Source organism: Pararobbsia silviterrae (genome assembly GCF_003628125.1).
Lineage (GTDB): Bacteria > Pseudomonadota > Gammaproteobacteria > Burkholderiales > Burkholderiaceae > Pararobbsia > Pararobbsia silviterrae.
This window is the reverse complement of record NZ_RBZU01000005.1, coordinates 349,069-370,892: the sequence shown is the minus strand read 5'-3', so window position 1 is coordinate 370,892 and position 21,824 is coordinate 349,069. Positions and strand designations below refer to the sequence as shown.

General features: G+C 64.1%; 24 protein-coding genes and 1 tRNA gene. 9 read left to right on the top strand and 16 right to left on the bottom strand.

The window, feature by feature from the left end; all coding sequences use genetic code 11:
• Window positions 1-4: 4 nt before the first annotated feature.
• Window positions 5-1,387, bottom strand: coding sequence for a replicative DNA helicase (locus D7S86_RS14200; RefSeq protein WP_121087475.1), 1,383 nt, complete (start codon window positions 1,385-1,387; stop codon window positions 5-7).
• A 719-nt stretch (window positions 1,388-2,106) separates the two neighbouring features.
• Here D7S86_RS14200 and D7S86_RS14195 point away from each other — a divergent pair.
• Window positions 2,107-2,364 carry a hypothetical protein gene (locus D7S86_RS14195; protein ID WP_121087474.1) on the top strand — a complete coding sequence of 86 codons (258 nt, stop codon included), beginning with the start codon at window positions 2,107-2,109 and terminating at the stop codon, window positions 2,362-2,364.
• 129 nt (window positions 2,365-2,493) lie between these two features.
• Here D7S86_RS14195 and rplI read toward each other — a convergent pair whose 3' ends face one another.
• The 14 genes from rplI to D7S86_RS14125 all read right to left on the bottom strand — a co-directional run bounded on the left by rplI (window position 2,494) and on the right by D7S86_RS14125 (window position 14,777).
• Window positions 2,494-2,946: a 50S ribosomal protein L9 gene (rplI, locus tag D7S86_RS14190; protein WP_121087473.1), complete on the bottom strand. Its 453-nt coding sequence runs from the start codon at window positions 2,944-2,946 to the stop codon at window positions 2,494-2,496.
• A 24-nt stretch (window positions 2,947-2,970) separates the two neighbouring features.
• Window positions 2,971-3,252: a 30S ribosomal protein S18 gene (rpsR, locus tag D7S86_RS14185; RefSeq protein ID WP_121087472.1), complete on the bottom strand. Its 282-nt coding sequence runs from the start codon at window positions 3,250-3,252 to the stop codon at window positions 2,971-2,973.
• 2 nt (window positions 3,253-3,254) lie between these two features.
• Entirely contained in the window at window positions 3,255-3,554 is a 300-nt protein-coding gene (priB, locus tag D7S86_RS14180; RefSeq protein ID WP_121087471.1) for a primosomal replication protein N, read from the bottom strand.
• A gap of 20 nt (window positions 3,555-3,574) precedes the next feature.
• A complete protein-coding gene (gene rpsF, locus D7S86_RS14175) occupies window positions 3,575-3,949 on the bottom strand; it encodes a 30S ribosomal protein S6 (RefSeq protein WP_121087470.1) in 375 nt (124 codons plus the stop codon).
• A gap of 127 nt (window positions 3,950-4,076) precedes the next feature.
• Window positions 4,077-4,931: a proteasome-type protease gene (locus D7S86_RS14170; RefSeq protein ID WP_121087585.1), complete on the bottom strand. Its 855-nt coding sequence runs from the start codon at window positions 4,929-4,931 to the stop codon at window positions 4,077-4,079.
• A 142-nt stretch (window positions 4,932-5,073) separates the two neighbouring features.
• The gene (locus D7S86_RS14165; protein WP_121087469.1) at window positions 5,074-5,874 is read right to left on the bottom strand and encodes a transglutaminase family protein; all 801 of its coding nucleotides are present in this window, start codon (window positions 5,872-5,874) and stop codon (window positions 5,074-5,076) included.
• An 18-nt stretch (window positions 5,875-5,892) separates the two neighbouring features.
• Window positions 5,893-6,999: an alpha-E domain-containing protein gene (locus D7S86_RS14160; RefSeq protein ID WP_121087468.1), complete on the bottom strand. Its 1,107-nt coding sequence runs from the start codon at window positions 6,997-6,999 to the stop codon at window positions 5,893-5,895.
• A gap of 15 nt (window positions 7,000-7,014) precedes the next feature.
• The gene (locus D7S86_RS14155) at window positions 7,015-8,430 is read right to left on the bottom strand and encodes a circularly permuted type 2 ATP-grasp protein (protein ID WP_121087467.1); all 1,416 of its coding nucleotides are present in this window, start codon (window positions 8,428-8,430) and stop codon (window positions 7,015-7,017) included.
• Window positions 8,431-8,630: 200 nt separating this feature from the next.
• A complete protein-coding gene (locus D7S86_RS14150) occupies window positions 8,631-9,719 on the bottom strand; it encodes an asparaginase (protein ID WP_121087466.1) in 1,089 nt (362 codons plus the stop codon).
• Window positions 9,720-9,824: 105 nt separating this feature from the next.
• On the bottom strand, window positions 9,825-10,751 hold the full coding sequence (locus D7S86_RS14145; protein ID WP_121087465.1) for a CysB family HTH-type transcriptional regulator: 927 nt from the start codon (window positions 10,749-10,751) through the stop codon (window positions 9,825-9,827).
• Between the two features lie 51 nt (window positions 10,752-10,802).
• Entirely contained in the window at window positions 10,803-11,879 is a 1,077-nt protein-coding gene (locus tag D7S86_RS14140; RefSeq protein WP_121087464.1) for a sulfate/molybdate ABC transporter ATP-binding protein, read from the bottom strand.
• A 6-nt stretch (window positions 11,880-11,885) separates the two neighbouring features.
• A complete protein-coding gene (gene cysW / locus D7S86_RS14135) occupies window positions 11,886-12,821 on the bottom strand; it encodes a sulfate ABC transporter permease subunit CysW (RefSeq protein ID WP_121087463.1) in 936 nt (311 codons plus the stop codon).
• Window positions 12,818-13,693 carry a sulfate ABC transporter permease subunit CysT gene (cysT, locus tag D7S86_RS14130; protein WP_121087462.1) on the bottom strand — a complete coding sequence of 292 codons (876 nt, stop codon included), beginning with the start codon at window positions 13,691-13,693 and terminating at the stop codon, window positions 12,818-12,820. The genes cysW and cysT overlap by 4 nt, the downstream gene beginning before the upstream one ends.
• 7 nt (window positions 13,694-13,700) lie before the next feature.
• The gene (locus D7S86_RS14125; RefSeq protein ID WP_121087461.1) at window positions 13,701-14,777 is read right to left on the bottom strand and encodes a sulfate ABC transporter substrate-binding protein; all 1,077 of its coding nucleotides are present in this window, start codon (window positions 14,775-14,777) and stop codon (window positions 13,701-13,703) included.
• Between the two features lie 227 nt (window positions 14,778-15,004).
• On the opposite strand from D7S86_RS14125, the gene lexA reads away from it, so the two are divergent.
• The 7 genes from lexA to D7S86_RS14090 all read left to right on the top strand — a co-directional run bounded on the left by lexA (window position 15,005) and on the right by D7S86_RS14090 (window position 20,605).
• Window positions 15,005-15,664, top strand: a complete 660-nt coding sequence (lexA, locus tag D7S86_RS14120; RefSeq protein WP_121087460.1) for a transcriptional repressor LexA — start codon at window positions 15,005-15,007, stop codon at window positions 15,662-15,664.
• Between the two features lie 177 nt (window positions 15,665-15,841).
• Window positions 15,842-16,306 carry a hypothetical protein gene (locus D7S86_RS14115; protein WP_147432327.1) on the top strand — a complete coding sequence of 155 codons (465 nt, stop codon included), beginning with the start codon at window positions 15,842-15,844 and terminating at the stop codon, window positions 16,304-16,306.
• A gap of 860 nt (window positions 16,307-17,166) precedes the next feature.
• A complete protein-coding gene (gene biuH, locus D7S86_RS14110; protein WP_121087458.1) occupies window positions 17,167-17,850 on the top strand; it encodes a biuret amidohydrolase in 684 nt (227 codons plus the stop codon).
• Between the two features lie 194 nt (window positions 17,851-18,044).
• The gene (locus D7S86_RS14105) at window positions 18,045-18,725 is read left to right on the top strand and encodes a cysteine hydrolase family protein (RefSeq protein WP_121087456.1); all 681 of its coding nucleotides are present in this window, start codon (window positions 18,045-18,047) and stop codon (window positions 18,723-18,725) included.
• Window positions 18,722-19,168 (top strand): oxalurate catabolism protein HpxZ, encoded by a 447-nt coding sequence (gene hpxZ / locus D7S86_RS14100; protein WP_121087454.1) that lies wholly within the window; start codon window positions 18,722-18,724, stop codon window positions 19,166-19,168. Before D7S86_RS14105 ends, hpxZ begins: the two co-directional genes overlap by 4 nt.
• A 254-nt stretch (window positions 19,169-19,422) precedes the next feature.
• Window positions 19,423-20,418: a tRNA dihydrouridine(20/20a) synthase DusA gene (gene dusA / locus D7S86_RS14095; RefSeq protein ID WP_121087452.1), complete on the top strand. Its 996-nt coding sequence runs from the start codon at window positions 19,423-19,425 to the stop codon at window positions 20,416-20,418.
• 111 nt (window positions 20,419-20,529) lie between these two features.
• A tRNA-His gene (locus tag D7S86_RS14090) sits at window positions 20,530-20,605 on the top strand.
• Between the two features lie 117 nt (window positions 20,606-20,722).
• Here the strand turns inward: D7S86_RS14090 and D7S86_RS14085 are convergent.
• On the bottom strand, window positions 20,723-20,908 hold the full coding sequence (locus D7S86_RS14085) for a hypothetical protein (RefSeq protein ID WP_121087450.1): 186 nt from the start codon (window positions 20,906-20,908) through the stop codon (window positions 20,723-20,725).
• A gap of 118 nt (window positions 20,909-21,026) precedes the next feature.
• Here D7S86_RS14085 and D7S86_RS14080 point away from each other — a divergent pair, with 118 nt between their 5' ends.
• Window positions 21,027-21,569: a FlxA-like family protein gene (locus tag D7S86_RS14080; RefSeq protein WP_121087449.1), complete on the top strand. Its 543-nt coding sequence runs from the start codon at window positions 21,027-21,029 to the stop codon at window positions 21,567-21,569.
• Window positions 21,570-21,824: the final 255 nt, after the last annotated feature.

The window sequence follows — 21,824 nt, the reverse complement described above, 5'->3', positions numbered from 1 at the left end:
AAAACTATTCGGCGCCGAAGAATGCGTTCGGGCCCGCGAAATTATCGAACTTCGTGTACTGACCGAGGAAGGTCATACGCACCGTTCCGATCGGACCGTTACGCTGCTTGCCGATGATGATTTCGGCCGTGCCCTTGTCCTGCGTGTCCGGGTTGTAGACCTCATCGCGATAGATGAATAGGATCACGTCGGCATCCTGTTCGATGGCGCCCGACTCGCGCAGATCCGACATCACGGGCCGCTTGTTCGGCCGCTGTTCAAGGCTCCGATTGAGCTGCGAGAGCGCGATGACCGGCACGTTGAGCTCCTTGGCGAGCCCCTTGAGCGAACGCGAAATCTCCGAAATTTCTGTCGCGCGGTTCTCACCCGGTGAGGTGCCGCTCATGAGCTGCAGATAGTCGATCACGATCAGTCCGAGCTGCCCGCATTGCCGCGACAAGCGCCGCGCGCGCGAGCGCAACTCCATCGGATTGATACCGCCCTGCTCGTCGATAAAGATCTGCGCCTCGCTCATTTTCTGCATCGCATGCGTGAGCTTCGGCCAGTCCTCGTCGATGAGCTTGCCCGTGCGCAGCCGGTGCGCGTCGAGGCGCCCGACCGAACCCATCATCCGCATCGCAAGCTGCGTCCCGGGCATTTCCATCGAAAACACCGCGACCGGCAAGCCGTATTCGACGGCGACGTATTCCGCGATATTCATCGAAAACGACGTCTTGCCCATCGACGGCCGGCCCGCGACGATGATCAGTTCGCCGCCATGCATGCCCGACGTCATCCGATCGAGATCGACGAAGCCGGTCGGCGTGCCCGTCACATCGCTCGGATTGTCCTGGTGATAGAGCGTGTCGATGCGCTCGACGACTTGCGAGAGCAACGGCTTGATCTCGAGGAATCCCTGCGCGCCGCGCGATCCGGCCTCGGCGATCGCGAAGACCTTGGCTTCGGCTTCGTCGAGGAGTTGACGGACTTCCTTGCCCTGCGGATTGAACGCGTCGCCCGAGATTTCGTCGGCGACGGTCACGAGTTTGCGCAGCACGGCGCGGTCGTGAACGATTTCCGCGTAGCGGCGAATATTTGCCGCGCTCGGCGTGTTTTGTGCAAGCGCATTCAGGTATGCGAGGCCGCCGACGTCTTCGGCCTTGCCTGCCGAGCTCAGCGACTCAAAGACCGTGATCACGTCGGCCGGGCGCGTCGCCGCGATCAACCTGCCGATATGCTGATAGATCAACCGGTGATCGAATCGATAGAAATCGCTTTCGTGGATGAAATCCGCGACGCGGTCCCACGCTCCGTTGTCGAGCAGCAGACCGCCGAGCACCGACTGCTCGGCCTCGACCGAGTGTGGGGGAACTTTGAGCGATTCGAGTTGAGGATCTTTGGCGTTCATGGGGGTGATTATCGACGATCGAGCGGCACTTGTGAGCGCCGCGTGCATGCCATTCAGGCGAGGCGCCTACGTCGGGTTGCCCGGACCGACGTACCGATCGGCCCCCCGGCCCTATCCACGCGCGTCCGCCGGTTCTCCGGTTCTCCGGTTCTCCGGTTCGCAGGTTCCTCAATCCTCAGGCTTCTGCCTATTCGGCCACCGTGTCATCCGCCTGCCGGGCCGGCGCTGACCATCCGTTGAAATTCGAGACAAACGCTCGACCTAGACTGGGCGCACCCCTTTTTCGGAGATGCGTCATGCCCGATAGTGGCCTCACGATCGCCACCCGAAGCTTCCCCGCCCCGCCGCGACCGATCTCGACCCAGCGTGTGACGCTCAACGTGCCGTGCGAACCGAAACAGGATCGCTACAGCCAACCTGCGCCGTGCGTGCCCGTCGTCTGTACCACCGTCAACACCGCGCCACCGTGGCGCCCCGACGCGAGGCGCTCGGTGCCGGAACCGCGCCCCAGGTCCGACGAGCGAGTCAATGGCCAAGGCGAATCGGTCTCCGCGGCATCCGTCAGGCACATCCCCGCCGACACCGCGACACGCGTTACACCTCGCCGGCCTCCAAACCGAACCAACTCGGCCGCCTCGCGCGCGAACTCGGTCGCACGCGAGGCGACACACAGTCTCGAGCACGCGACCAGCCGTCATGCGCTCGGTCAAGGCGACCTCGTGTCCGTTCGTATTCCCTGGCCGGACGGCGTTCAACAAATCCTGATCAGCGCGCAAGCGACGCAGGGCCGCGCAACGGCCTCGATGATCTCGCGCAGCGGCGGCTCGACGCATTCGATTCCGTTCACGGCCGGCGTGCCCCATGTGCTCGAAATCGGCTCGCCGGGGCTCGAACGTCATCCCGAAGCGGTGCATATCCTGCTCGTCGGTCTCGAATCGGACACTGTGGTCGAGATCGATTCAGCGACATTTGCGTGATCGCATCCTGCACCTCACCGCGACTCGCGCGTGCCCAACAAAAAAACCCGCTTTCGCGGGTTTTTTTAAGTCGAAACGACGCGCGAGCGCGTCGTTTCGTCGGGCGATCCCGCCGAAAGCGGGTCTCGCTTAGGCGTGTTCGCCGGCGACTTGCACGGTGATGTCGACAACGATATCCGTGTGCAGCGCGATCTGAACGGTCTGTTCGCTGACCGTCTTGATCGGGCCGTTCGGCAGACGCACTTGCATCTTCTCGACCGCGAAGCCGTTCGCCTTCAGGGCTTCGGCGATATCGAAGTTCGTGACCGAACCGAACAGACGGCCGTCCACGCCAGCCTTCTGGCTGATCGTCACGGTCGAACCCGCGAGCTTTTCGCCTTGTGCTTGCGCTGCGGCGAGCTTCTCGGCCGCTGCCTTCACGCGCTCGGCGCGCTCGGCTTCGAACTGAGCGAGGTTTTCCTTCGTCGCGCGCTTGGCGAGACGTTGGGGGATCAGAAAGTTACGTGCGTAGCCGTCCTTGACCTTCGCGACTTCGCCGAGGTCGCCCACATTCGCGACCTTCTCCAACAAAATGACTTGCATTCGAATTCTCCGAAAGATCGACGCTTAGGCCTTGTGCAGGTCCGTGTACGGCAGCAGGGCCAGGAAACGAGCACGCTTGATGGCGGAATCAAGCTGACGCTGATAGTGCGCCTTCGTGCCCGTCAGGCGTGCCGGCGTGATCTTGCCGTTTTCGCCAATGAAATCCTTCAGCGTTTCGATGTCTTTGTAGTCGATCTGCTCGACACCAGCAGCCGTGAAACGGCAGAACTTCTTGCGCTTGAACAGCGGGTTCTGCTGCTGACGGCGACGGTCGAACTTTTTACCTTTACCAGCGGGACGCGGCATGATCAGTCCTCTTCAATCTCTAGCAATTCTGTGATGTGAAATACCAAGCTTTTGGCGTTGCGATTGCGTGGGGCCAGGAAACCCGCCAAGCGCGCCGAGTCGCCAAGTGCGAGAACCGCGATCCTTCCGCTGATCTCGCCGGCGGCCAGCGCCGCAAGCGTCATTTCAATCTGGCGCGCGACACCCGCCTCGAACACCGTACCCCGGTGCGCCAATGTGCAATTCACGATTGGCACGCCGGCCGGCGTATATCGGAGCGGCTCGCGTTCGACGAGATGCGCGTCGATCTCCAGCCTGTTCAACGCCCTGCCCGGTGCCCGGCTTACGCCGAAGCGTCGCTCGTTTGTGCCGCGGCGGCCTTCTTGGCCTCTTCGCGCGCCACTTCCTTCATCATCGGCGACGGAGCGGTTTCAGCCTTCTTCGTCTTCGTGATCAGGTGACGCAACACGGCATCGTTGAACTTGAACGCGTGTTCGAGTTCGTCCAGGGTGGCCTGGTCGCACTCGACGTTCAGGCACACGTAATGAGCCTTGGCAAGCTTGTCGATCATGTAGGCCAACTGGCGACGGCCCCAGTCTTCAACGCGGTGGATCTGACCGCCGCGCGACGTGATGGTCGTCTTGTAGCGCTCGATCATCGCGCCGACCTGCTCGCTTTGGTCGGGATGCACGATGAATACGATTTCGTAATGACGCATAACCTCTCCTTGTGGATCGTAGCCACCCGAGCGTCGGTTCGGTGTGGCAAGGGGAAAACGCGGGATTATAGCGACAAGTCGCCGGACAGGCAAGTCTGATCAACGAAGGCGCGAACGGCGCCCTATCTCAGAGCGGTCCCTGAACGCGGACCTTCGCCTGAGCCACCGATTGCACGGCGAGCGGCTCGTGAACGATGCCCGGCCACGACGCGCGCGGCGGCAGCGCGGTCACCGACGCCGAGGGCAAGGCCTCGATCGTCGACCACTCGGGATCGGGGATCTCCGAGAACACCTGGCGCAGACGCGCGCCCCAGGTCGAATGGATCATCTGGAAGTACGCGTTGTCGTTGTCCATCGAAACGAATCGCGTCACGCGCAAAGCATCGCGCTCGTAGACGAGCAGATCGAGCGGCAGCCCGACCGACAGGTTCGAGCGCAGCGTCGAATCCATCGAGATCAACGCACACTTGGCCGCCTCGTCGAGCGGCGTCGACGGCGTCAGCACGCGGTCGATGATCGGCTTGCCGTATTTGGCCTCGCCGATCTGCAAATACGGATTGACCGACGACGCCTCGATGAAATTGCCGGCCGAATAGACCTGGAACACCCGCATCGGCTGCGTGCCGATCTGGCCGCCGATAATGAAGCTGCAGTTGAATTCGACGCCGAACTGCTGGAGCGACTCCGCATCGCGCCGATAGACCTCGCGCACGGCCTCGCCGACGACGCGCGCGGCGTCGTGCATCGAGTCCACGCTCCAGAGGCTGGCCGCATGGCCGGCGGCCGGCTCGCCGAGCACCTGGCACACCGCCTGGGAAATCGCGAGATTGCCGGCCGACATCAATACAATCACACGCTCGCCGGGATTCTCGAACACCGACATTTTCCGGAACGTGCTGATCTGGTCGACGCCTGCATTCGTGCGGGTGTCCGACAAAAACACCAGACCGTCGTTCACGCGCATTGCCACGCAGTAGGTCATGTCCTTCGCCTTCGTATAGCTTGATTCGAATCCCGGATTGTAGCCGCAGGCCGGCGCGCGTCTGTCGCGCGCGCGCCTCAATCGACGATACGCGCTTTGCGCACGCACGCGTGCGACGGTTGCCGGGCGAACGACTCGCGCCCTACTGAAGCGTGTCGGCGTTGACCCGGACCGAAACCTGCAGACGCTCTTCGCGACCGCCGATGCGCGTGCCGCGCACGGGTGCGGCCGCTTCGTAATCGCGGCCCTGCGCAACGCGGCAATACCGCCCGCCCGCGAACTCGCTGCGCGCCGCGTCGATGCTGATCCAGCCGATCTTGTCGAGCCACACATCGACCCATGCGTGACTTGCCGCCTGCGGCGTATCGCCGCCGTCGATATAGCCGCTCACATAGCGTGCGGGAATCCCGCGCGCACGGCAGCACGCGATCATCAGATGCGCGTGATCCTGGCTGACCCCCTTGCCGGCCGATAGCGCATCCGCGGCCGTGCTCGCGACGTCCGACGTGCCGGGCTCATAGGCCACGCGCGCGCGGATCCGGTCGGCAAGCTCGATGAGTCCCGCCGGCCGGTCAAGCGCACCCGTCTCCTGCGCGAGCGAGCGGATCGCCTCGTTCGCTTCGGTCAGCCGCGTCGCGCACGTGAAGTGTTCGAGCGGCACGGCGCCGACGACATCGCCAAGCCGCCCGTCGTGCAGCGGCATCGTATCGACCTCGCCGCTCACGCGCAGCCGAATCTCGCGATGCGGCCGCGTGAGTACGAGCGTGTGCAAGGTGTTGCCGTACGCGTCGACCGACGTATCGAGCTTGCCCGGCGCTTCGACGTGCCAATGCAAGATCAATTGCGCGTTCGCGTTCGCGGGAGTCAAGCGCAATTGCTGGATCGAATACTGAACCGGCGATTCATACCGGTAGGTCGTTTCGTGTTGAATAGCCAGACGCATGGACGCCTCCCTCAATATTCAATAGACCGGCAGCATCAGGAAAGTACGGGAAATCGCGTTGCCGAGTTCGTAGACGCGCGCGAGAAACTGCGTCAGATAGGCATGCAGGCCCGACTCGAGAATCTGGTCGATATCGGCGTACAGCAATTCGGCGCGCAACTTGCCCGCCGAGCGCTCGCACGCGTTCGACGCCTCGGTGCGCAACAAGGCGAGGTTGCTGCACACCGCGTCGAGCGAGGCGAGCAGCGAGCGCGGCATGTTCGGGTTCAACATCAGCAATTCGACGACGCGCTCGGGCGTCACGACATCGCGATAGACCTTGCGATAGATCTCGAGCGCCGACACCGAACTGAGCACCGAGGTCCAGTAATAGAAGTCCTCGAGCTGGCCCTCGCGCTGGACGTCGCGCGCGACATCCCTGCGCTCGTGGCCGACTTGCGTCTGGACCTGAACATCGCCCGCTTGCGTGTCGAACTGCGCCTGGGTCTGCGCCTGCACTTGAGCCAGCACTTGCGCGGCATGCTGGCTCGCCTGAGCCTGCATTTGCGCCTCGGCGTTTTCCGCGTCGAGGAACCGCACGTCGAGGATCCGCGCCGTGTTGTCGGCACGTTCAAGCACGGTGCCGAGCTGCGTGAACACGAACGCATCGTCCTGCAACGCCGTGCCGAGCGTGACGCCGCGCGACAGATGCGAGCGGAACTTGACCCACTCGAACAACGAGTTCGCGTCCGACGACAGCTCGCCGTTCGCGAGGCGCTCGACGTATTCGAGCCACGTGAAATTGATCGTCTCCCAGGCCTCGGTCGTCAGCACGCCGCGTACGGCGCGTGCGTTCTCACGCGCGGCCTGCAGACAGGCGTAGATGCTCGACGGGTTGTCGGGCGCGGCGGCCAGGAAATCGAGGACGTTCTCGCGCGTCGGCCCGCCCTTGTCCGCATAACGCGCGTCGAACGCGGGTTCGAGTTCCGAGATCCGGAGCACCGCGCGTTGCGCGCGCTCCTCATGCTTTGCGCTCTGCGGCAACAGCAGCGTCTTCAGATTGATGTCGAGCATGCGCGCGGTGTTCTCCGCGCGCTCCATATATCGCGCCATCCAGAACAGATGGTCGGCCGTGCGGCTCAGCATGGTGCGCCCTCGTCGTTATTCGATCATCCAGGTGTCTTTGGTGCCGCCGCCTTGCGAGGAGTTGACGACGAGCGATCCCTCCTGCAACGCGACGCGCGTGAGGCCGCCTTGCGCCATCGTGACCGTCTTGCCCGAGAGCACGAAGGGCCGAAGGTCGATATGGCGCGGCGCGATGCCCGACTCGACGAAGGTCGGACAAGCCGACAGCGCGAGCGTGGGTTGCGCGATATAACCGGCCGGCCGCGCAAGCAGCCGCTGCCGGAAGTTCTCGATCTCCGCGCGTGTCGACGCGGGGCCGACGAGCATGCCGTAGCCCCCCGCGCCATGCACTTCCTTCACGACGAGCTCGGGCAGATGATCGAGCACGTACGCGAGATCGTCGCGCTTGCGGCACTGATAGGTCGGCACGTTGTTGAGGATCGGCTTCTCGCCGAGATAGAACTCGATCATGTCCGGCACGTACGGATAGATCGACTTGTCGTCGGCCACCCCGGTGCCCACGGCATTCGCGAGCGTCACGCGGCCCGCGCGATAGACCGACATCAGGCCCGGGATGCCGAGCGCCGAATCGCCGCGGAACGCGAGCGGATCGAGGAAGTCGTCGTCGATACGCCGATAGATCACGTCCACGCGGCGCGGTCCGTGCGTCGTGCGCATGAACACGGCGTTGTCGTCGACGAACAGATCCTTGCCTTCGACGAGCTCGACGCCCATCTGCTGCGCGAGGAACGTGTGTTCGAAGTACGCCGAGTTGTACATGCCCGGCGTCATCACGACGACGGTCGGGTCGTCGACGCCGGCCGGCGCGACCGAGCGCAGCGTGTCGAGCAGCAGATCCGGGTAGTGCGCGACCGGCGCAATCTTGTTCTGCACGAACAGCTCGGGAAACAGCCGCATCATCATCTTGCGGTTCTCGAGCATGTACGAGACGCCCGAGGGCACGCGCAGATTGTCCTCGAGCACATAGAAGTCGCCGTTGTCGCCGGCCCGCACGACATCGACGCCCGCGATATGCGCGTAGATATCGAGCGGCACGTCGACGCCCTGCATCTCGGCACGATACTGCGCGTTCGTATAGACCTGGTCCGCCGGTATCACGTTGGCCCGCACGATGTTGCGATCGTGATAGACGTCGTGAATGAACATATTGAGCGCCTTGACGCGCTGCCGGAGCCCTTCCTCGAGCACGGTCCACTCGTGCCTCGGAATGATCCGCGGGATCATGTCGAACGGGATCAGCCGCTCGGTCCCGGAGTCCGCGCCGTAGACGGCGAACGTGATGCCGACTCGCCGAAACACGAGATCGGCCTCTGCTCGCTTGCGGGCCATGGTCGCGTCGGACTGTCGTTTAAGCCAGTCGTCGAAGCGCCGGTAATGCGGCCGCACACCCAGGGCCGCGTCGTTCTCTTGCATCTCGTCGTAGAACCGCATGGAGTCCTTCCTGCGCCGTTGCGTCACAAGGAAAAAGCAAACCGTATGCCAATACGTCGAGCGATGTTTCGGTGCAGATCATTGTGATGCAACGCACCGAAAACGAACAGTCCTTTGAACTCAGGGTTACCTTGCAGTGCATGACGATGCGCGACGGTGCGGCACGCGCCGCGTGCCGTCGGGTTTGCCGGCGCGATGCACTAGAACGTGTCGAACGCGCCCTGCAGTTCGTCGACGCCGCGCAGGCCGCTCGCCAGCGCGACCATGAGTAATACGCGCGCCTTGAACGGCGACAGCGAGCCGGCGCTCACGAATCCGAGCCGGTCGTCCGACGCGGCCCCGTTATGCAGCACATGCCCCGCGCCGACGCGCGATGCGCGCACCACGGCGACGCCTTGGTCCGCGGCGTCGGACAATCCCGCGAGCAGACGATGATGGATCGACCCGCCGCCCGTCCCCGCGACGACGATGCCGTTCGCGCCGCTCGCCACGAGCGCATCGACCGCAATCCGTGTGACACCCGCGTAACTTGTCACGATATCGACATCGGGCAGCGCGCCGTCGATCGCATAGGGCGCGACCTGGATCTCGCCCGGCGATGACGCGGACGACGCGGCCCGAGCCGCGTCCGCCTCGCGCACGCCGAGACGAAACGGCGTGGCCACCGTATGCAGACGTTCGCCGCGCCGCTCGAACTCGATCTGGGCGTCGTGGATCCAGCCGAGCGGTCCGGTCTCGGGCGAGGCGAATGCATCGATCGAAAACGTGCTCGTCTTCGCGACCTCGCGCGCCGAGTGAATCCGTCCCGCGAACACAACGAGCACGCCGCGTCCGTGCGCGGCGGGCGAGCCCGCGACCCGCACGGCTTGCAGCAGATTCAGCGGGCCGTCGGCCGAGATCGCCGTCGCAGGCCGCATCGCGGCGGTCATCACGACGGGTTTCGGCGACTTGACCAGCAAATGCAGGAAATACGCGGTTTCTTCGAGCGTGTCGGTGCCGTGCGTGACGACGACGCCGTCGACGTCGTCGCGCGCGAGCAGCGCGTCGATGCGCTGCGCGAGCGCGAGCCAGAGCGCGGTGCTCATGTCCTTGCTGTCGATGGAGGCGACGGGTTCGCTTTCGATGCGCGCGAACGTGTCGAGTCCGGGCACGGCCTCGAGCAGTTGCGAGACGGGCAGCGCGCCGGCCTGATAACCGGTCGTCTGGGTCGCCGTGGGCGCCGCGCCGGCGATCGTCCCGCCGGTACCGACCACGACGATGCGTGGCAATGGGAAGGTCGAGGAGGTCATGCGCGGGATTCTATCGAAGGCGACTCCGAAAATCCCCGCGCGAGCAAAATTTCGCGTTGCGCGCACGCGGGCTCGCGTGCGCGCCGTCCGGCGATGTCAGCTCAATCAAGCCGCTTCGCGAAGCTGCAAGGCGATGTCCGATTCCTTGAGTTGCGGCGCGAACATCTCGATGAGCTTGTACGCGTAGGCGCGCAGGAACGCGCCCTTGCGCAGCCCCACGCGCGTCGTGTTCGCCTCGAACAGGTCGCCCGTCTCGAGCCGCACGAGCTCGGAATCCTTGCGCTCGTCGAACGCCATGGCGGCAACGATGCCGATGCCCATGCCGACCTCGACGTAGGTCTTGATCACGTCGGCGTCGATCGCGGTCAGCACGACGTCGGGCACGAGGCCCGCGGCGGCGAACGCGGCGTCGATATGCGAGCGCCCCGTTAGATCCTGGTCATACGTGATGATCGGAAACGCCGCGAGATCCTCGATCGTGACGGCCTCGAGCGAAGCGAGCTTGTGGCCCTTCGGCACGACGACCTCGTGATGCCACGAATAGCACGGGAACGTCACGATATCGGGGTAGCGATCAAGTGCTTCGGTCGAGATCCCGATGTCGGCCTCGCCGTCGACGATCATCTGGGCGATCTGCTGCGGCGTGCCCTGACGCAGCGCAAGGTGCACCTTCGGGAACACCTGCTTGAACTCACGAATCACGCGCGGCAGCGCGTAACGCGCCTGCGTGTGCGTCGTGGCGAGCACGAGGTGACCCGCATCGTGTTCGGAGAACTGACGCGCGACGCGGCGCAGATTCTCGGCGTCGAGCAACATGCGCTCGATCGTCTTGTGGACCGCCTTGCCCGGTTCCGTGAGACCCGTGAGGCGCTTGCCGCGACGCACGAAAATATCGACACCGAGTTCGTCCTCGAGATCCTTGATCTGTTTGGATACGCCCGACTGCGACGTGTAGAGCACGTTCGCGACCTCGGTCAGATTCATGTTCTGACGCACGGCCTCGCGAACAAAGCGCAATTGCTGGAAGTTCATGACGACGTCCTTGCGTTTGAGTAATTGTGAGGGTTCGGTTGTCGTCGCGCGTCAGCCGCGCGCCGATGCCGGAAAAACACGCAGCTCGCGCGGCACGGCCGTAACGCCGTCGCCCACCCCAAGCTGCAATCCATGCCACGTCTGCCGGTCGAGCTCGGCTTCGAGCACGCCGCCGGCCGGCGTGCGGAGTTCGATCCGGACCTGGCCCCCGAGCGGCAGCACGCGCTGCACGTCGACGACGATGCCGTCGGCATGCGTGGTGTCCGCGTCGCCGCGCGGGAACAGCAGCAGATCGTGCGGACGGACGTACGCCAGCGCGGGGCCCTCGAACGCCGCATCGGCCGCGATCGCACGATGCGCGCCGTCGGCAATGAAGCCGCTGCGTTCGACATGTCCCTTGAGCTGGTTCGCGGCGCCGAGGAATTCGTAGACGAACGGCGTCTGCGGCCGATCGTAGACGTCCTGCGGGCTGCCGACCTGCTCGACCGCGCCGCGATTGAGCACGACGATCCGGTCCGCGACTTCGAGCGCCTCTTCCTGATCGTGCGTGACGAACAGCGTCGAGATATGGAGTTCGTCATGCAGACGACGCAGCCACGAACGCAGCTCCTTGCGGACCTTCGCGTCGAGCGCGCCGAACGGCTCGTCGAGCAGCAGCACCTTCGGTTCGACCGCGAGCGCGCGCGCCAGCGCAATACGCTGCCGCTGCCCGCCCGACAGCTCGGACGGATAACGCTCGGCCAGCCAGTCGAGCTGCACGAGTTCGAGCAGTTCGTGAACCTTCGCGCGGATCGTCTGCTCGGACGGCCGCTCCTTGCGCGGCTTCACGCGCAGGCCGAATGCGACGTTCTCGAAGACCGTCATATGGCGAAACAAGGCGTAGTGCTGGAAGACGAAGCCGACCTCGCGCTCGCGCGCGCCGACATCGACGACGTCGCTGCCGTTGAGCACGACCTGTCCGGCGTCGGCGTGTTCGAGCCCGGCGATCACGCGCAGCAACGTCGTCTTGCCGCAGCCCGACGGTCCGAGCAATGCCACGAGTTCGCCCGCGGGAAAATCGAGCGACACGTCATTGAGCGCGACGAAGTTGCCGAACTGCTTGCGTAGATTGCGAACCTTGATGCTCATCTGGACTTACTCCGGAACGGCAGGCGAAGCCGCGCGCGGCGCGGCGCTTTCGCCGGATTGCTGATCGAGCTTGCGCTCGGCGAGCAGCTTCAGGCCGAGCGTCACGAGCGCAAGCAGCGCGAGCAGCGACGCCACGGCGAACGCGGCCGCGAAGTTGTACTCGTTGTAAAGAATTTCGACATGCAGCGGCATGGTGTTCGTCGAGCCGCGGATATGACCCGAGACGACCGACACCGCACCGAATTCACCCATCGCGCGCGCGTTGCAGAGAATCACGCCGTAGAGCAGCCCCCACTTGACGTTGGGCAACGTGACGCGCCGGAAAATCTGCCAGCCCGAGGCGCCGAGCACGCGCGCGGCCTCTTCCTCGTCGGCGCCCTGCGCCTGCATGAGCGGAATCAGCTCGCGCGCGACGAACGGAAACGTGACGAACACCGTCGCGAGCACGATGCCCGGCACGGCGAAGATGATCTGCACGTTGTGGCTGTCGAGCCAGGGTCCGAGCCAGCCTTGCGCGCCGAACAGCAGCACGTAGACGAGCCCCGCGATGACGGGCGACACCGAAAACGGCAGATCGATCAGCGTGATCAGCAGGCTCTTGCCGCGAAACTCGAACTTCGCGATGGCCCACGACGCCGCGAGTCCGAACACGACGTTGAGCGGCACCGCGATCGCCGCGGTCAGCAGCGTGAGCTCGATCGCCGACACGGCGTCCGGGTCCGCGAGCGCGCTCAGATAGAACGCGACGCCCTTCGAAAATGCCTGCACGAACACCGACACGAGCGGAACGACGAGAAAGCCCGCGAGAAACAGCAAGGCGACCGTGATCAGCGTATAGCGGACCCAGCGCGGCTCGGTCGTCGGATGCAGACGCTCGGCGCGCGCTCGCGCGGCCGAGGCGTCGAAAGCGCGCTTGTCGCGCGCGGCCAGATCGCCGTTCATGCCTGAAGAACCTCCACACGGCGGGTGGCGCCGGCGGCGCGGCTGACGCGATGCTGAAGCCACCATTGCAGGGTATTGATGCCGAGCAGCAGCACGAACGCGACGAGCAGCATGACGACGGCGAGCGCGGTCGCGCCCGCGTAATCGTATTGCTCGAGCTTCGTGATGATCAGCAGCGACGTGATTTCCGACTTCATCGGTACGTTGCCGGCGATGAAGATGACCGAGCCGTACTCGCCGAGCGCCCGCGCGAACGCGAGCGCGAAGCCGGTCAGCAGCGCCGGCGTCAACGCCGGCAGGATCACGCGCCGGAACGTTTGCGCGCGGGTCGCGCCGAGGCACGCGGCCGCCTCTTCCTGCTCGCGTTCGAAATCTTCGAGGATCGGCTGCACCGTGCGCACGACGAACGGCAAGCCGATGAACGTCAATGCAATCAGCACGCCGAGCGGTGTAAACGCGATCTTGATGCCCAGCGGCGCGAACCACTGTCCGATCCAGCCGTTCTGCGCGTAGATCGCCGCGAGCGACACGCCCGCAACGGCCGTCGGCAACGCGAACGGCAGATCGACGATCGCGTCGATCGCGCGCTTGAACGGGAATTCGTAGCGCACGAGAACCCACGCGACGAGAAAACCGAACACCGCATTGATCACCGCGCCGATCAGCGCCGCGCCGAACGTCAGCCGGTACGACGCGATCACGCGCGGCGACCAGACCGCCGCCGCGAACTGCGACCATTCGAGCGTCGCCGCCTTCGCGAACATCGCGGCGAGCGGAATCAGCACGATCAGACTCAGATACACGATCGTGACCCCGAGCGTGAGCCCGAAGCCGGGCAACGCGCTGGGTTTGCGGAATGTCAGGCTGGCCATCGCGAACTTACTTCGGTAGGTAAATCGAGTCGAACACGCCGCCGTCCGCGAAATGCACCTTCTGCGCGTTGGCCCAGCCGCCGAACGTATCGTCGACCGTGTAGAGCTTGAGCTTCGGGAACTGCTTGGTCAGCTCGGCGGGCACTTTGTCCGAACGCGGACGATAGAAGTTGCGCGCGGCGATTTCCTGGCCTTCCTCGCTATACAGATATTGCAGATAGGCTTCGGCGACCTTGCGCGTGCCGCGCTTGTCGACGACCTTGTCGACGACCGCGACGGGCGGCTCGGCGAGAATGCTCGCCGACGGCACGACGATCTCGAACTTGTCCGAGCCGAATTCCTTGAGCGCGAGGAACGCTTCGTTTTCCCAGGCGATCAGCACGTCGCCGAGATCGCGCTGAACAAAGCTCGTCGTCGCGCCGCGCGCGCCCGAATCGAGCACGCCCGCGTTCTTGTAGAGCGCGCCGACGAAGGCCTTGGCCGTGTCGGCATTGCCGCCCGGCTTATGCAGCGCATACGCCCATGCCGCCAGATAGTTCCAGCGTGCGCCGCCCGACGTCTTCGGGTTCGGCGTGACGATCGACACGCCCGGCTTGATCAGGTCGTCCCAATCCTTGATGTGCTTCGGGTTGCCCTTGCGCACGAGGAACACGATCGTCGACGTATAGGGCGCCGCATTGTCGGGCAGCTTCTTCTGCCAGCCCGGATCGATCGAGCCTTTGGCGGCGATCGCATCGATGTCATAAGCCAGCGCGAGCGTGACGACGTCCGCCTGCAGGCCATCGATGACCGAGCGCGCCTGCGCGCCCGAGCCGCCGTGCGACTGACGGAACGTGACCGTCTCGCCGGTCGTCTGCTTCCAGTGCTTCGCGAACGCCTGGTCGAATTCCTGGTAGAGCTCGCGCGTCGGGTCGTACGAAACGTTCAGCAGTGTCGTGTCGGCATGTGCGGGAACCATCGCCAACGCACCGCATGACGCGACGAGCAGCGCGGCGGCCGTCTTCTTGATTGCCCCGCGAACGGATTGCCACCGGCCGGCGATCCCGTGACCGATCTCTCGTGCGTGCCCCAGCGTGTCGACCATCGATGCCCTCTTATGGTTGTGAATGCGAGGGCTGAGTGTATCGATGCCTACAAATAGCTAAAACGAATTATTGATTATTCTTTTATGGCCATTTTGATATATAGAAAAAATATAGCGATATTCGAAGAGAAAGCTTGATATCTTTTCGACACTGTATAAAACTACAGCCATCTGTTCATCCATACAGTGCCACGCAACGCCTGCCTGGCAGTGCTTTCATTGACACCATGGTCAAATTAACCGCACGACAACAGCAGGTATTCGATCTCGTCCGCCGGGCGATCGAGCGTTCAGGTTTTCCGCCGACGCGGGCCGAGATCGCGGCGGAACTCGGATTCAGCTCGGCGAACTCGGCCGAGGAGCATCTTCGAGCGCTGGCCCGCAAGGGCGTGCTCGAACTCGCGGCCGGCGCCTCGCGCGGGATCCGGATCAAGCCCGAGGCGCTCGACGATTTCGACAGTCCTCATCAGTTCACGCTGCCCCATCCCGCGATTCAGCAACTGTCGCTGCCGCTGATCGGGCGCGTCGCCGCCGGCAGTCCGATCCTTGCTCAAGAGCATGTGCAGCAGCATTACGCGGTGGATCCGAGTTTGTTCAGCGCGACGCCCGACTATCTGCTCAAGGTCCGTGGGATGTCGATGCGCGACGCGGGCATTCTCGACGGCGACCTGCTGGCCGTGCAGCGCAAAAACGAGGCGCGCGACGGCCAAGTCGTCGTTGCGCGTCTGGGTGACGAAGTGACGGTCAAGCGCTTGCGCCGTCATCCGAGCGGCATCGAGCTCGTCGCCGAAAATCCCGACTTCCCGTCGATCATGGTTGCGGCCGGACGCGAAGATTTCGAACTCGAAGGCATTGCCGTCGGGCTTATCCGTTCGGGCGACTTTTAACCCACTTTCGAGCGAACGATCATGATGATCATCCCTACATCGCTGCACACCGATACCGCACCGAACCGCGCTCCGCGCATCGTGCGTGGCACGCGGCTCGTGCAGTCGCTCGTTCGCTCGCTGGTCCGGACATGCATACGCACGACGCGCCGGTCCCAACGTTCACCGATCGCGCGGATGGCATCGACGCGCGCACGTGCCGCACGCTCGGCCGTTCAGGCGGCCGTGCGCTCGGTCGTGTCGCCGACCGCTGCGCTGTCGAGTCTCGGACGCGAACCCCGTGACGGGCTGCACGAGCCGCGCATCGAAAGCATTCATGGCGGGGCGCGGCGCGCGCGGGTCGCCAATGTCGATCACGTCGTGAGTCGCGACACGCGTGCGCCGATCGACGCGCGCACGACGGGCACGGGCCGCGGCCTGTCGGGTCTCGCAGGCGCGAGCCGGGCACGCGCAACGACGGCACCGCCCCCCCGACACGCGTCGATGCCACGGGCGCCCGCCAGCATGGCCAAGCTCCAACACCCGGTTCGCATCTATTCGACGCCGTCGCGGACTGTCATGGTCGGCACACTCGCCGAAGTCGCGCGCATGCTCGATATCTCGATCGAGCGCGAACGCGCACGCCTCGCGCCGCAGAGCTAGGGCACGACGGCGGATACACGGAACACACCCGCGACACCGAATGACCTCCTTGATCGGCAACGTTTCTTTTGCACATTCCCGAAGAGTCTGAGTGAGAGGTTCGCCTGGCGGGCTGCCTGAACGGCTCGCTTGAGGGCCAGCCTGAGAGGTCCACCTGAGGGCCTGCGCTCGAGGTCTAGCGCCTGCGTGGGAGGTCTGCCGGGGGGCTACATGAGCGCGCCTGCGTGAAAGTCCTGTCTCGGGGCCCACCTGAGCGCCTGCGTGAGAGATCTGTCTGTGGGCTTGCCTGAGGGGGCTTGCCTGAGGGGGCTGTTTGAGGGGGCTGTTTGAGGGGACTGCCTGCTGCATACGCGTGATCTGCGTTCCCGATCGATGTTCCACATGTAACGCCCATTCCGTAACGGCCCTCCCGGTCCGCGGTTTTTCGCCGCGCGCCACCCTCTGCGTCCCGCTATCCCTCCATCGATCTGCGCCGTTGCTGTGCGCACGGCACCAATCGGTATCCATCGCGATTCGGGACGGCACCATGAAGTCCCATGGATCGGCCGTGCACGCGCGTGCTTGCGTGTGATCCGCATCCGTCGGCGACGGGTCGCGACACGCTGTGCACGGGCTCGAATCTCAGGCGTGGCCGGGGTTGTGCCCGATTCGCCGTCGCCGCGTACCCGCCCGTCACGCATCGCGCATCGCCGTTGGCATATGCCTTGCATCGGATGCGCGCAATCTTGTACACAACTTTTGCACCACGATGCAGCAGACTTCGCGTCTTGCCGCGTGCGCGAGCGTGTCGCGCACGCTCGACACGACTGGCCTGCCCGAGCCGAGCCCAACCCATCATCACTAACGAAGGAGTGTTGTCGATGCCTCTCGCACCGGTCGCTGCCGACCCCTACGCCTGGCCATACGACGGCGAGTTCGCGCCCCATGACACCGCGCTGATCGTGATCGATATGCAGACCGACTTTTGCGGCGTCGGTGGCTACGTCGACTCGATGGGCTACGACATCGCGCTCACGCGCGCGCCGATCGAGCCGATTCGCGCTGTGCTTTCGCGCATGCGGACGCTCGGATTCACGATCATTCACACACGCGAAGGCCATCGGCCGGATCTGTCGGATCTGCCCGAAAACAAGCGCTGGCGTTCGCGGCGCATCGGCGCCGGCATCGGCGACGCCGGTCCGTGCGGAAAGATTCTCGTGCGCGGCGAACCCGGCTGGGAAATCATTCCCGAGCTCGCGCCGCTTCCGGGAGAAATCGTGCTCGACAAGCCCGGCAAGGGTTCGTTCTGCGCGACCGATCTCGAACTGATCCTGCGGACCAAGGGAATTCGCAATCTGATTTTGAGCGGCATCACGACCGACGTCTGCGTTCATACGACGATGCGCGAAGCCAATGATCGCGGCTTCGAATGTCTGTTGCTCGCGGACTGCTGCGCGGCCACCGACCCGTCGAATCACGCGGCGGCGCTCCATATGGTCAAGATGCAAGGCGGCGTGTTCGGTACCGTATCGGATTCGCACGCATTGCTGGGATCGCTCGGTTGAGCGCCGGTTTGCCGGCATGACACGCAACACGCATGTCGCGGCGTTTGCCGCGCCTATCGCGAAAGCAAGGCCGTAGCCAGATGGACGGCACGCGGGCGCCGGCTGTAGCGGCACTCATCGTCACGCGCGCCGTCAAACCGATTTCTGTCCGTGGACCGCTTCGGCGGTCCGGTTATCGCCAGAGGAGCCGCGCCATGATCACCATCGACGCCCTGCCGTACGAATTCCGCTTTGAACCCGAATCGACTGCCATTGTGTCGATCGATATGCAGCGCGATTTCATCGAACCCGGCGGGTTCGGCGCCACGCTCGGCAACGATATTCGCCATGTCGCCGCGATCGTGCCCAAAGTCGCCGCGCTGCTGGCCTGGGGCCGCGCGCTCGGCCTCACGATCGTTCATACGCGCGAAGCGCATCTGCCCGATCTGTCGGACTGTCCGCCCGCCAAGCGATTGCGCGGCAATCCGAAGATCCGCATCGGCGATCCGGGGCCGATGGGACGTCTGCTCGTGCGCGGCGAACCCGGCAATCAGATCGTGCCGCAGGTCGCGCCGCTGCCCGGCGAACTCGTCGTCGACAAACCCGGCAAAGGCGCGTTCTACGCGACCGCGCTCGGGGCGATGCTCGAAGCGCATGGCATCAAACGGCTCATCGTTTGCGGCGTGACGACCGAAGTCTGTGTTCAGACGACGTTGCGCGAAGCGAATGACCGCGGTTATGAATGCCTGCTCGTCGAGGATGCCGCGGCGAGTTACTTTCCGCAGTTCCATGCACAGACGCTCGAGATGCTGCGCTCGCAAGGCGGCATCGTCTGCTGGACGGCCCCGCTCTCGACGCTGTTGCCCGTCACACTTGAAATGGAGGTTCGTTCATGAATTCGACCGTTGAGCCCGTATCGGCGTCCGATCGCGCCGTCGGCGCGGGCAGCGTCGATCTCGCCCAAGTCGCGGCCGAAGTGCGCGCGGCGTTCGACGCCTACGAGGCCGCCCTCGTGCGGCACGACAACGCCACGGTTTGCGGGTTCTTCTGGGAGAGCCCCCAGACGATCCGCTACGGTGTCTCCGAACATTCGCACGGCATCGAAGCGATCCGCGCATATCGCGCCGATGCGGCGCCCGTCCACCCGCAGCGCCGGCTTCGCCAGACGACGGTCGTCGCCTATAGCGCGGACAGCGCAAGCGCCTGCACCCAGTTCCTGGCCCCCGACACGACGCTGATCGGACGCCAGTCGCAGATGTGGATCCGTTTTCCCGAAGGATGGAAGATCGTGTCCGCACACGTCAGCAATGTGAAGCCGGACCGGTTGACGGTCTACTGACACGCGCCGCGCGCAGTTGAACGCCTGCCGAACAACGACCCGTGGCGACCGCGTTCGGGGGCCTGCGGTCGCGGTACTCACCGGGCGCGTTGTCACTGGGCGCCTTGTGGTCATCTCGTTGCGGTCATCTCGTTGCGGTCACTGAGACCACGCTGGACCACACGGAATCGCAATGGCCCGCGCGGAGCGGGCGCTGGACATATCCCGTATACTGTCGGGTTCGCGCGTCCCGCGCCCGTTTCGACTTGTTAGGTATGACCTCAAACCCGCGGCTCAGTCCCCGGCGCGTCACCGTTGCGCCGATGATGGACTGGACGGATCGCCACTGCCGCTATTTCCATCGCCTGATCACGCGGCACACGTGGCTCTACACCGAGATGGTGACGACCGGCGCGCTGCTGCACGGCGACGTGCCGCGTCATCTCGCGTTCAACGACGAAGAGCATCCGCTTGCGCTGCAGCTCGGCGGCAGCGAACCCGCCGATCTCGCGAAATGCGCGGCCCTGGCCGAACAATGGGGCTACGACGAAGTCAATCTGAACTGCGGCTGCCCGTCCGAGCGCGTGCAGCGCGGCGCGTTCGGCGCCTGTCTGATGGCTGAACCGCAACTCGTCGCCGATTGCGTCAAGGCCATGCGCGATGCCGTGTCGATTCCGGTCACGGTCAAGCATCGAATCGGCATCGACGAGGTCAGCGAATACGCCTTCGTGCGCGACTTCGTCGGGACCATCGCGCAGGCCGGCTGCGACGTCTTCATCGTCCATGCGCGCAACGCGATTCTCAAAGGCCTGAGCCCCAAGGAAAACCGCGAAATCCCGCCGCTTAAATACGACTACGCGTATGCCCTCAAGCGCGACTTTCCGTCGCTCGAGATTCATATCAACGGCGGCGTCCAGACGCTTGACGAGGTCGAACAGCATCTCGCGCATGTCGACGGCGTGATGCTCGGACGCGAGGCCTATCACAACCCGTGGCTGCTCGCGGATGTCGATCGGCGCTTCTACGGCGCGCCCCCGACGACGCTCACGCGCGCGGATGTCGAGACCGAGATGGCCGCGTATGCTGGAAGGCGGCTTGCCGAAGGGCAATACATCGGCGGCATTACGCGTCATATGCTCGGGCTGCACAAGGGCGAATCGGGCGCGCGCGGCTGGCGTCGTACGCTGTCCGATAACAAGCGGCTCTCGAAAGGCGACCTGTCGGTGTTCGACGAAGCACGCCGTTTTCTCGGCGCCGACATGCCCGCGTAAAAAATTTCGCGATCGATTGCAAAGAGCACTAGCAAAACCTCAATCGAGTTTGTATAATCGCTTTCTCTTTGACGAGCCCTACCCGGGATCGCAAAGAAACGTAGGACAGTGGTGGCCGTAGCTCAGTTGGTAGAGTCCTGGATTGTGATTCCAGTCGTCGTGGGTTCGAGTCCCATCGGTCACCCCATCAGATACAGTTCTCCGTGAGAGTGGATGCTCCTGTTTCCAAGGAAATCGGGATTTTTCCAGCGAAGGCAGAGAACGCGATACCCGCAAGGCCCAAACGCCTCGCGGGTTTTTGCGTTTACAGCCCCATTTTTTGATAACAGGTTCGGAAACCGATATCGGCGTTCAGCATCCGCTCATCGGACTGCCCCTCTCGGAGCTTTTTTCGCCCGTCACGCGCGCGTGCGCGGCACCCGCTTGCCCACATCGCCAGCCGATCGAACGGTTTCTCGCGCACAGCCCGCTTCATCTGCATCTCGTGCATCTCGCGCTTCCCACGTGCATCCCGTGCATCCTGCGCAATTACCGAGCCTTACCGATTCGCTTCGATTCAATACACACTGTTACGATCGCCCCAAAGACCAAACATACGGGGTGTCCGAATGACTTCATCGATCAGTTCGACCAGCAACTCGACCAGCAGCTCGACCACGACGACAAAACCGGCGTCGAGTTCGAGCGGCGTCCAATCGCAAATCGCCACGCTTCAGAAACAGTTGCAGACGTATGAGAAGCAACTGACCGAAGCCGAACAATCGTCGTCGTCCTCATCGGAAACCGGCAACGTTCAAGTGCAATTGCTGACCAGCGAGATCGCGAGCACCGAAGCGCAGATCGCGCAACTCCAAAGCCAGGCCACACAAGCCGCCCAGGTCAGCCAGACCAGCGCGTCGAGTCAGTCCGGCCAGATCAATGCCGCGCGATCGGGCTCACAAGGGTCGTCGTCGAGCGCGCAACAGGGGCAGTCCGTCAACGGATCGAGCGCGGCGAACGCACTCAAGCAGTCGCAGCAAAGCGACGCATCGAAAAACAAAACCGCATCGGACAGCACGCAGAGCAGCGACGCGAACAGCTCATCCGATACGTCGAAGAAAAAACCCAACGACGTCACCCTGCTCGGCAACTCGATCGACACGACCGCGTAACGGAATCATGGCTGCCTCGCACCGTGCGAGGCATCGATCGTCCGCCGCCATCGTGTGCCGATGCGCACGCCGCGCGCCCGATGCCGTGACTCCGCCTTCAGTCGGTTTTGATTCGGCCTCGACTCGATCTTGAGCCCGCCTTGAGACGACCTTGAGTCGGCTTTGACCCGACCTTGAGCCGGCCACCCGGCCGTCTTCGCCCCATCTTCGAAACCGCGCCTCAATTTGCGCGCAGACCTGCCGTTAACCTCTTCA

Excerpts from the sequence above, each read along its gene's own strand:
- D7S86_RS14200 (WP_121087475.1), bottom strand. The coding sequence starts at position 1,387 with ATGAACGCCAAAGATCCTCAACTCGAATCGCTCAAAGTTCCCCCACAC.
- rplI (WP_121087473.1), bottom strand. The coding sequence starts at position 2,946 with ATGCAAGTCATTTTGTTGGAGAAGGTCGCGAATGTGGGCGACCTCGGC.
- rpsR (WP_121087472.1), bottom strand. The coding sequence starts at position 3,252 with ATGCCGCGTCCCGCTGGTAAAGGTAAAAAGTTCGACCGTCGCCGTCAG.
- rpsF (WP_121087470.1), bottom strand. The coding sequence starts at position 3,949 with ATGCGTCATTACGAAATCGTATTCATCGTGCATCCCGACCAAAGCGAG.
- D7S86_RS14170 (WP_121087585.1), bottom strand. The coding sequence starts at position 4,931 with ATGACCTACTGCGTGGCAATGCGCGTGAACGACGGTCTGGTGTTTTTG.
- D7S86_RS14165 (WP_121087469.1), bottom strand. The coding sequence starts at position 5,874 with ATGCGTCTGGCTATTCAACACGAAACGACCTACCGGTATGAATCGCCG.
- D7S86_RS14160 (WP_121087468.1), bottom strand. The coding sequence starts at position 6,999 with ATGCTGAGCCGCACGGCCGACCATCTGTTCTGGATGGCGCGATATATG.
- D7S86_RS14155 (WP_121087467.1), bottom strand. The coding sequence starts at position 8,430 with ATGCGGTTCTACGACGAGATGCAAGAGAACGACGCGGCCCTGGGTGTG.
- D7S86_RS14150 (WP_121087466.1), bottom strand. The coding sequence starts at position 9,719 with ATGACCTCCTCGACCTTCCCATTGCCACGCATCGTCGTGGTCGGTACC.
- D7S86_RS14145 (WP_121087465.1), bottom strand. The coding sequence starts at position 10,751 with ATGAACTTCCAGCAATTGCGCTTTGTTCGCGAGGCCGTGCGTCAGAAC.
- D7S86_RS14140 (WP_121087464.1), bottom strand. The coding sequence starts at position 11,879 with ATGAGCATCAAGGTTCGCAATCTACGCAAGCAGTTCGGCAACTTCGTC.
- cysW (WP_121087463.1), bottom strand. The coding sequence starts at position 12,821 with ATGAACGGCGATCTGGCCGCGCGCGACAAGCGCGCTTTCGACGCCTCG.
- cysT (WP_121087462.1), bottom strand. The coding sequence starts at position 13,693 with ATGGCCAGCCTGACATTCCGCAAACCCAGCGCGTTGCCCGGCTTCGGG.
- D7S86_RS14125 (WP_121087461.1), bottom strand. The coding sequence starts at position 14,777 with ATGGTCGACACGCTGGGGCACGCACGAGAGATCGGTCACGGGATCGCC.
- lexA (WP_121087460.1), top strand. The coding sequence starts at position 15,005 with ATGGTCAAATTAACCGCACGACAACAGCAGGTATTCGATCTCGTCCGC.
- D7S86_RS14115 (WP_147432327.1), top strand. The coding sequence starts at position 15,842 with ATGGCATCGACGCGCGCACGTGCCGCACGCTCGGCCGTTCAGGCGGCC.
- biuH (WP_121087458.1), top strand. The coding sequence starts at position 17,167 with ATGCCTCTCGCACCGGTCGCTGCCGACCCCTACGCCTGGCCATACGAC.
- D7S86_RS14105 (WP_121087456.1), top strand. The coding sequence starts at position 18,045 with ATGATCACCATCGACGCCCTGCCGTACGAATTCCGCTTTGAACCCGAA.
- hpxZ (WP_121087454.1), top strand. The coding sequence starts at position 18,722 with ATGAATTCGACCGTTGAGCCCGTATCGGCGTCCGATCGCGCCGTCGGC.
- dusA (WP_121087452.1), top strand. The coding sequence starts at position 19,423 with ATGACCTCAAACCCGCGGCTCAGTCCCCGGCGCGTCACCGTTGCGCCG.
- D7S86_RS14085 (WP_121087450.1), bottom strand. The coding sequence starts at position 20,908 with ATGCACGAGATGCAGATGAAGCGGGCTGTGCGCGAGAAACCGTTCGAT.
- D7S86_RS14080 (WP_121087449.1), top strand. The coding sequence starts at position 21,027 with ATGACTTCATCGATCAGTTCGACCAGCAACTCGACCAGCAGCTCGACC.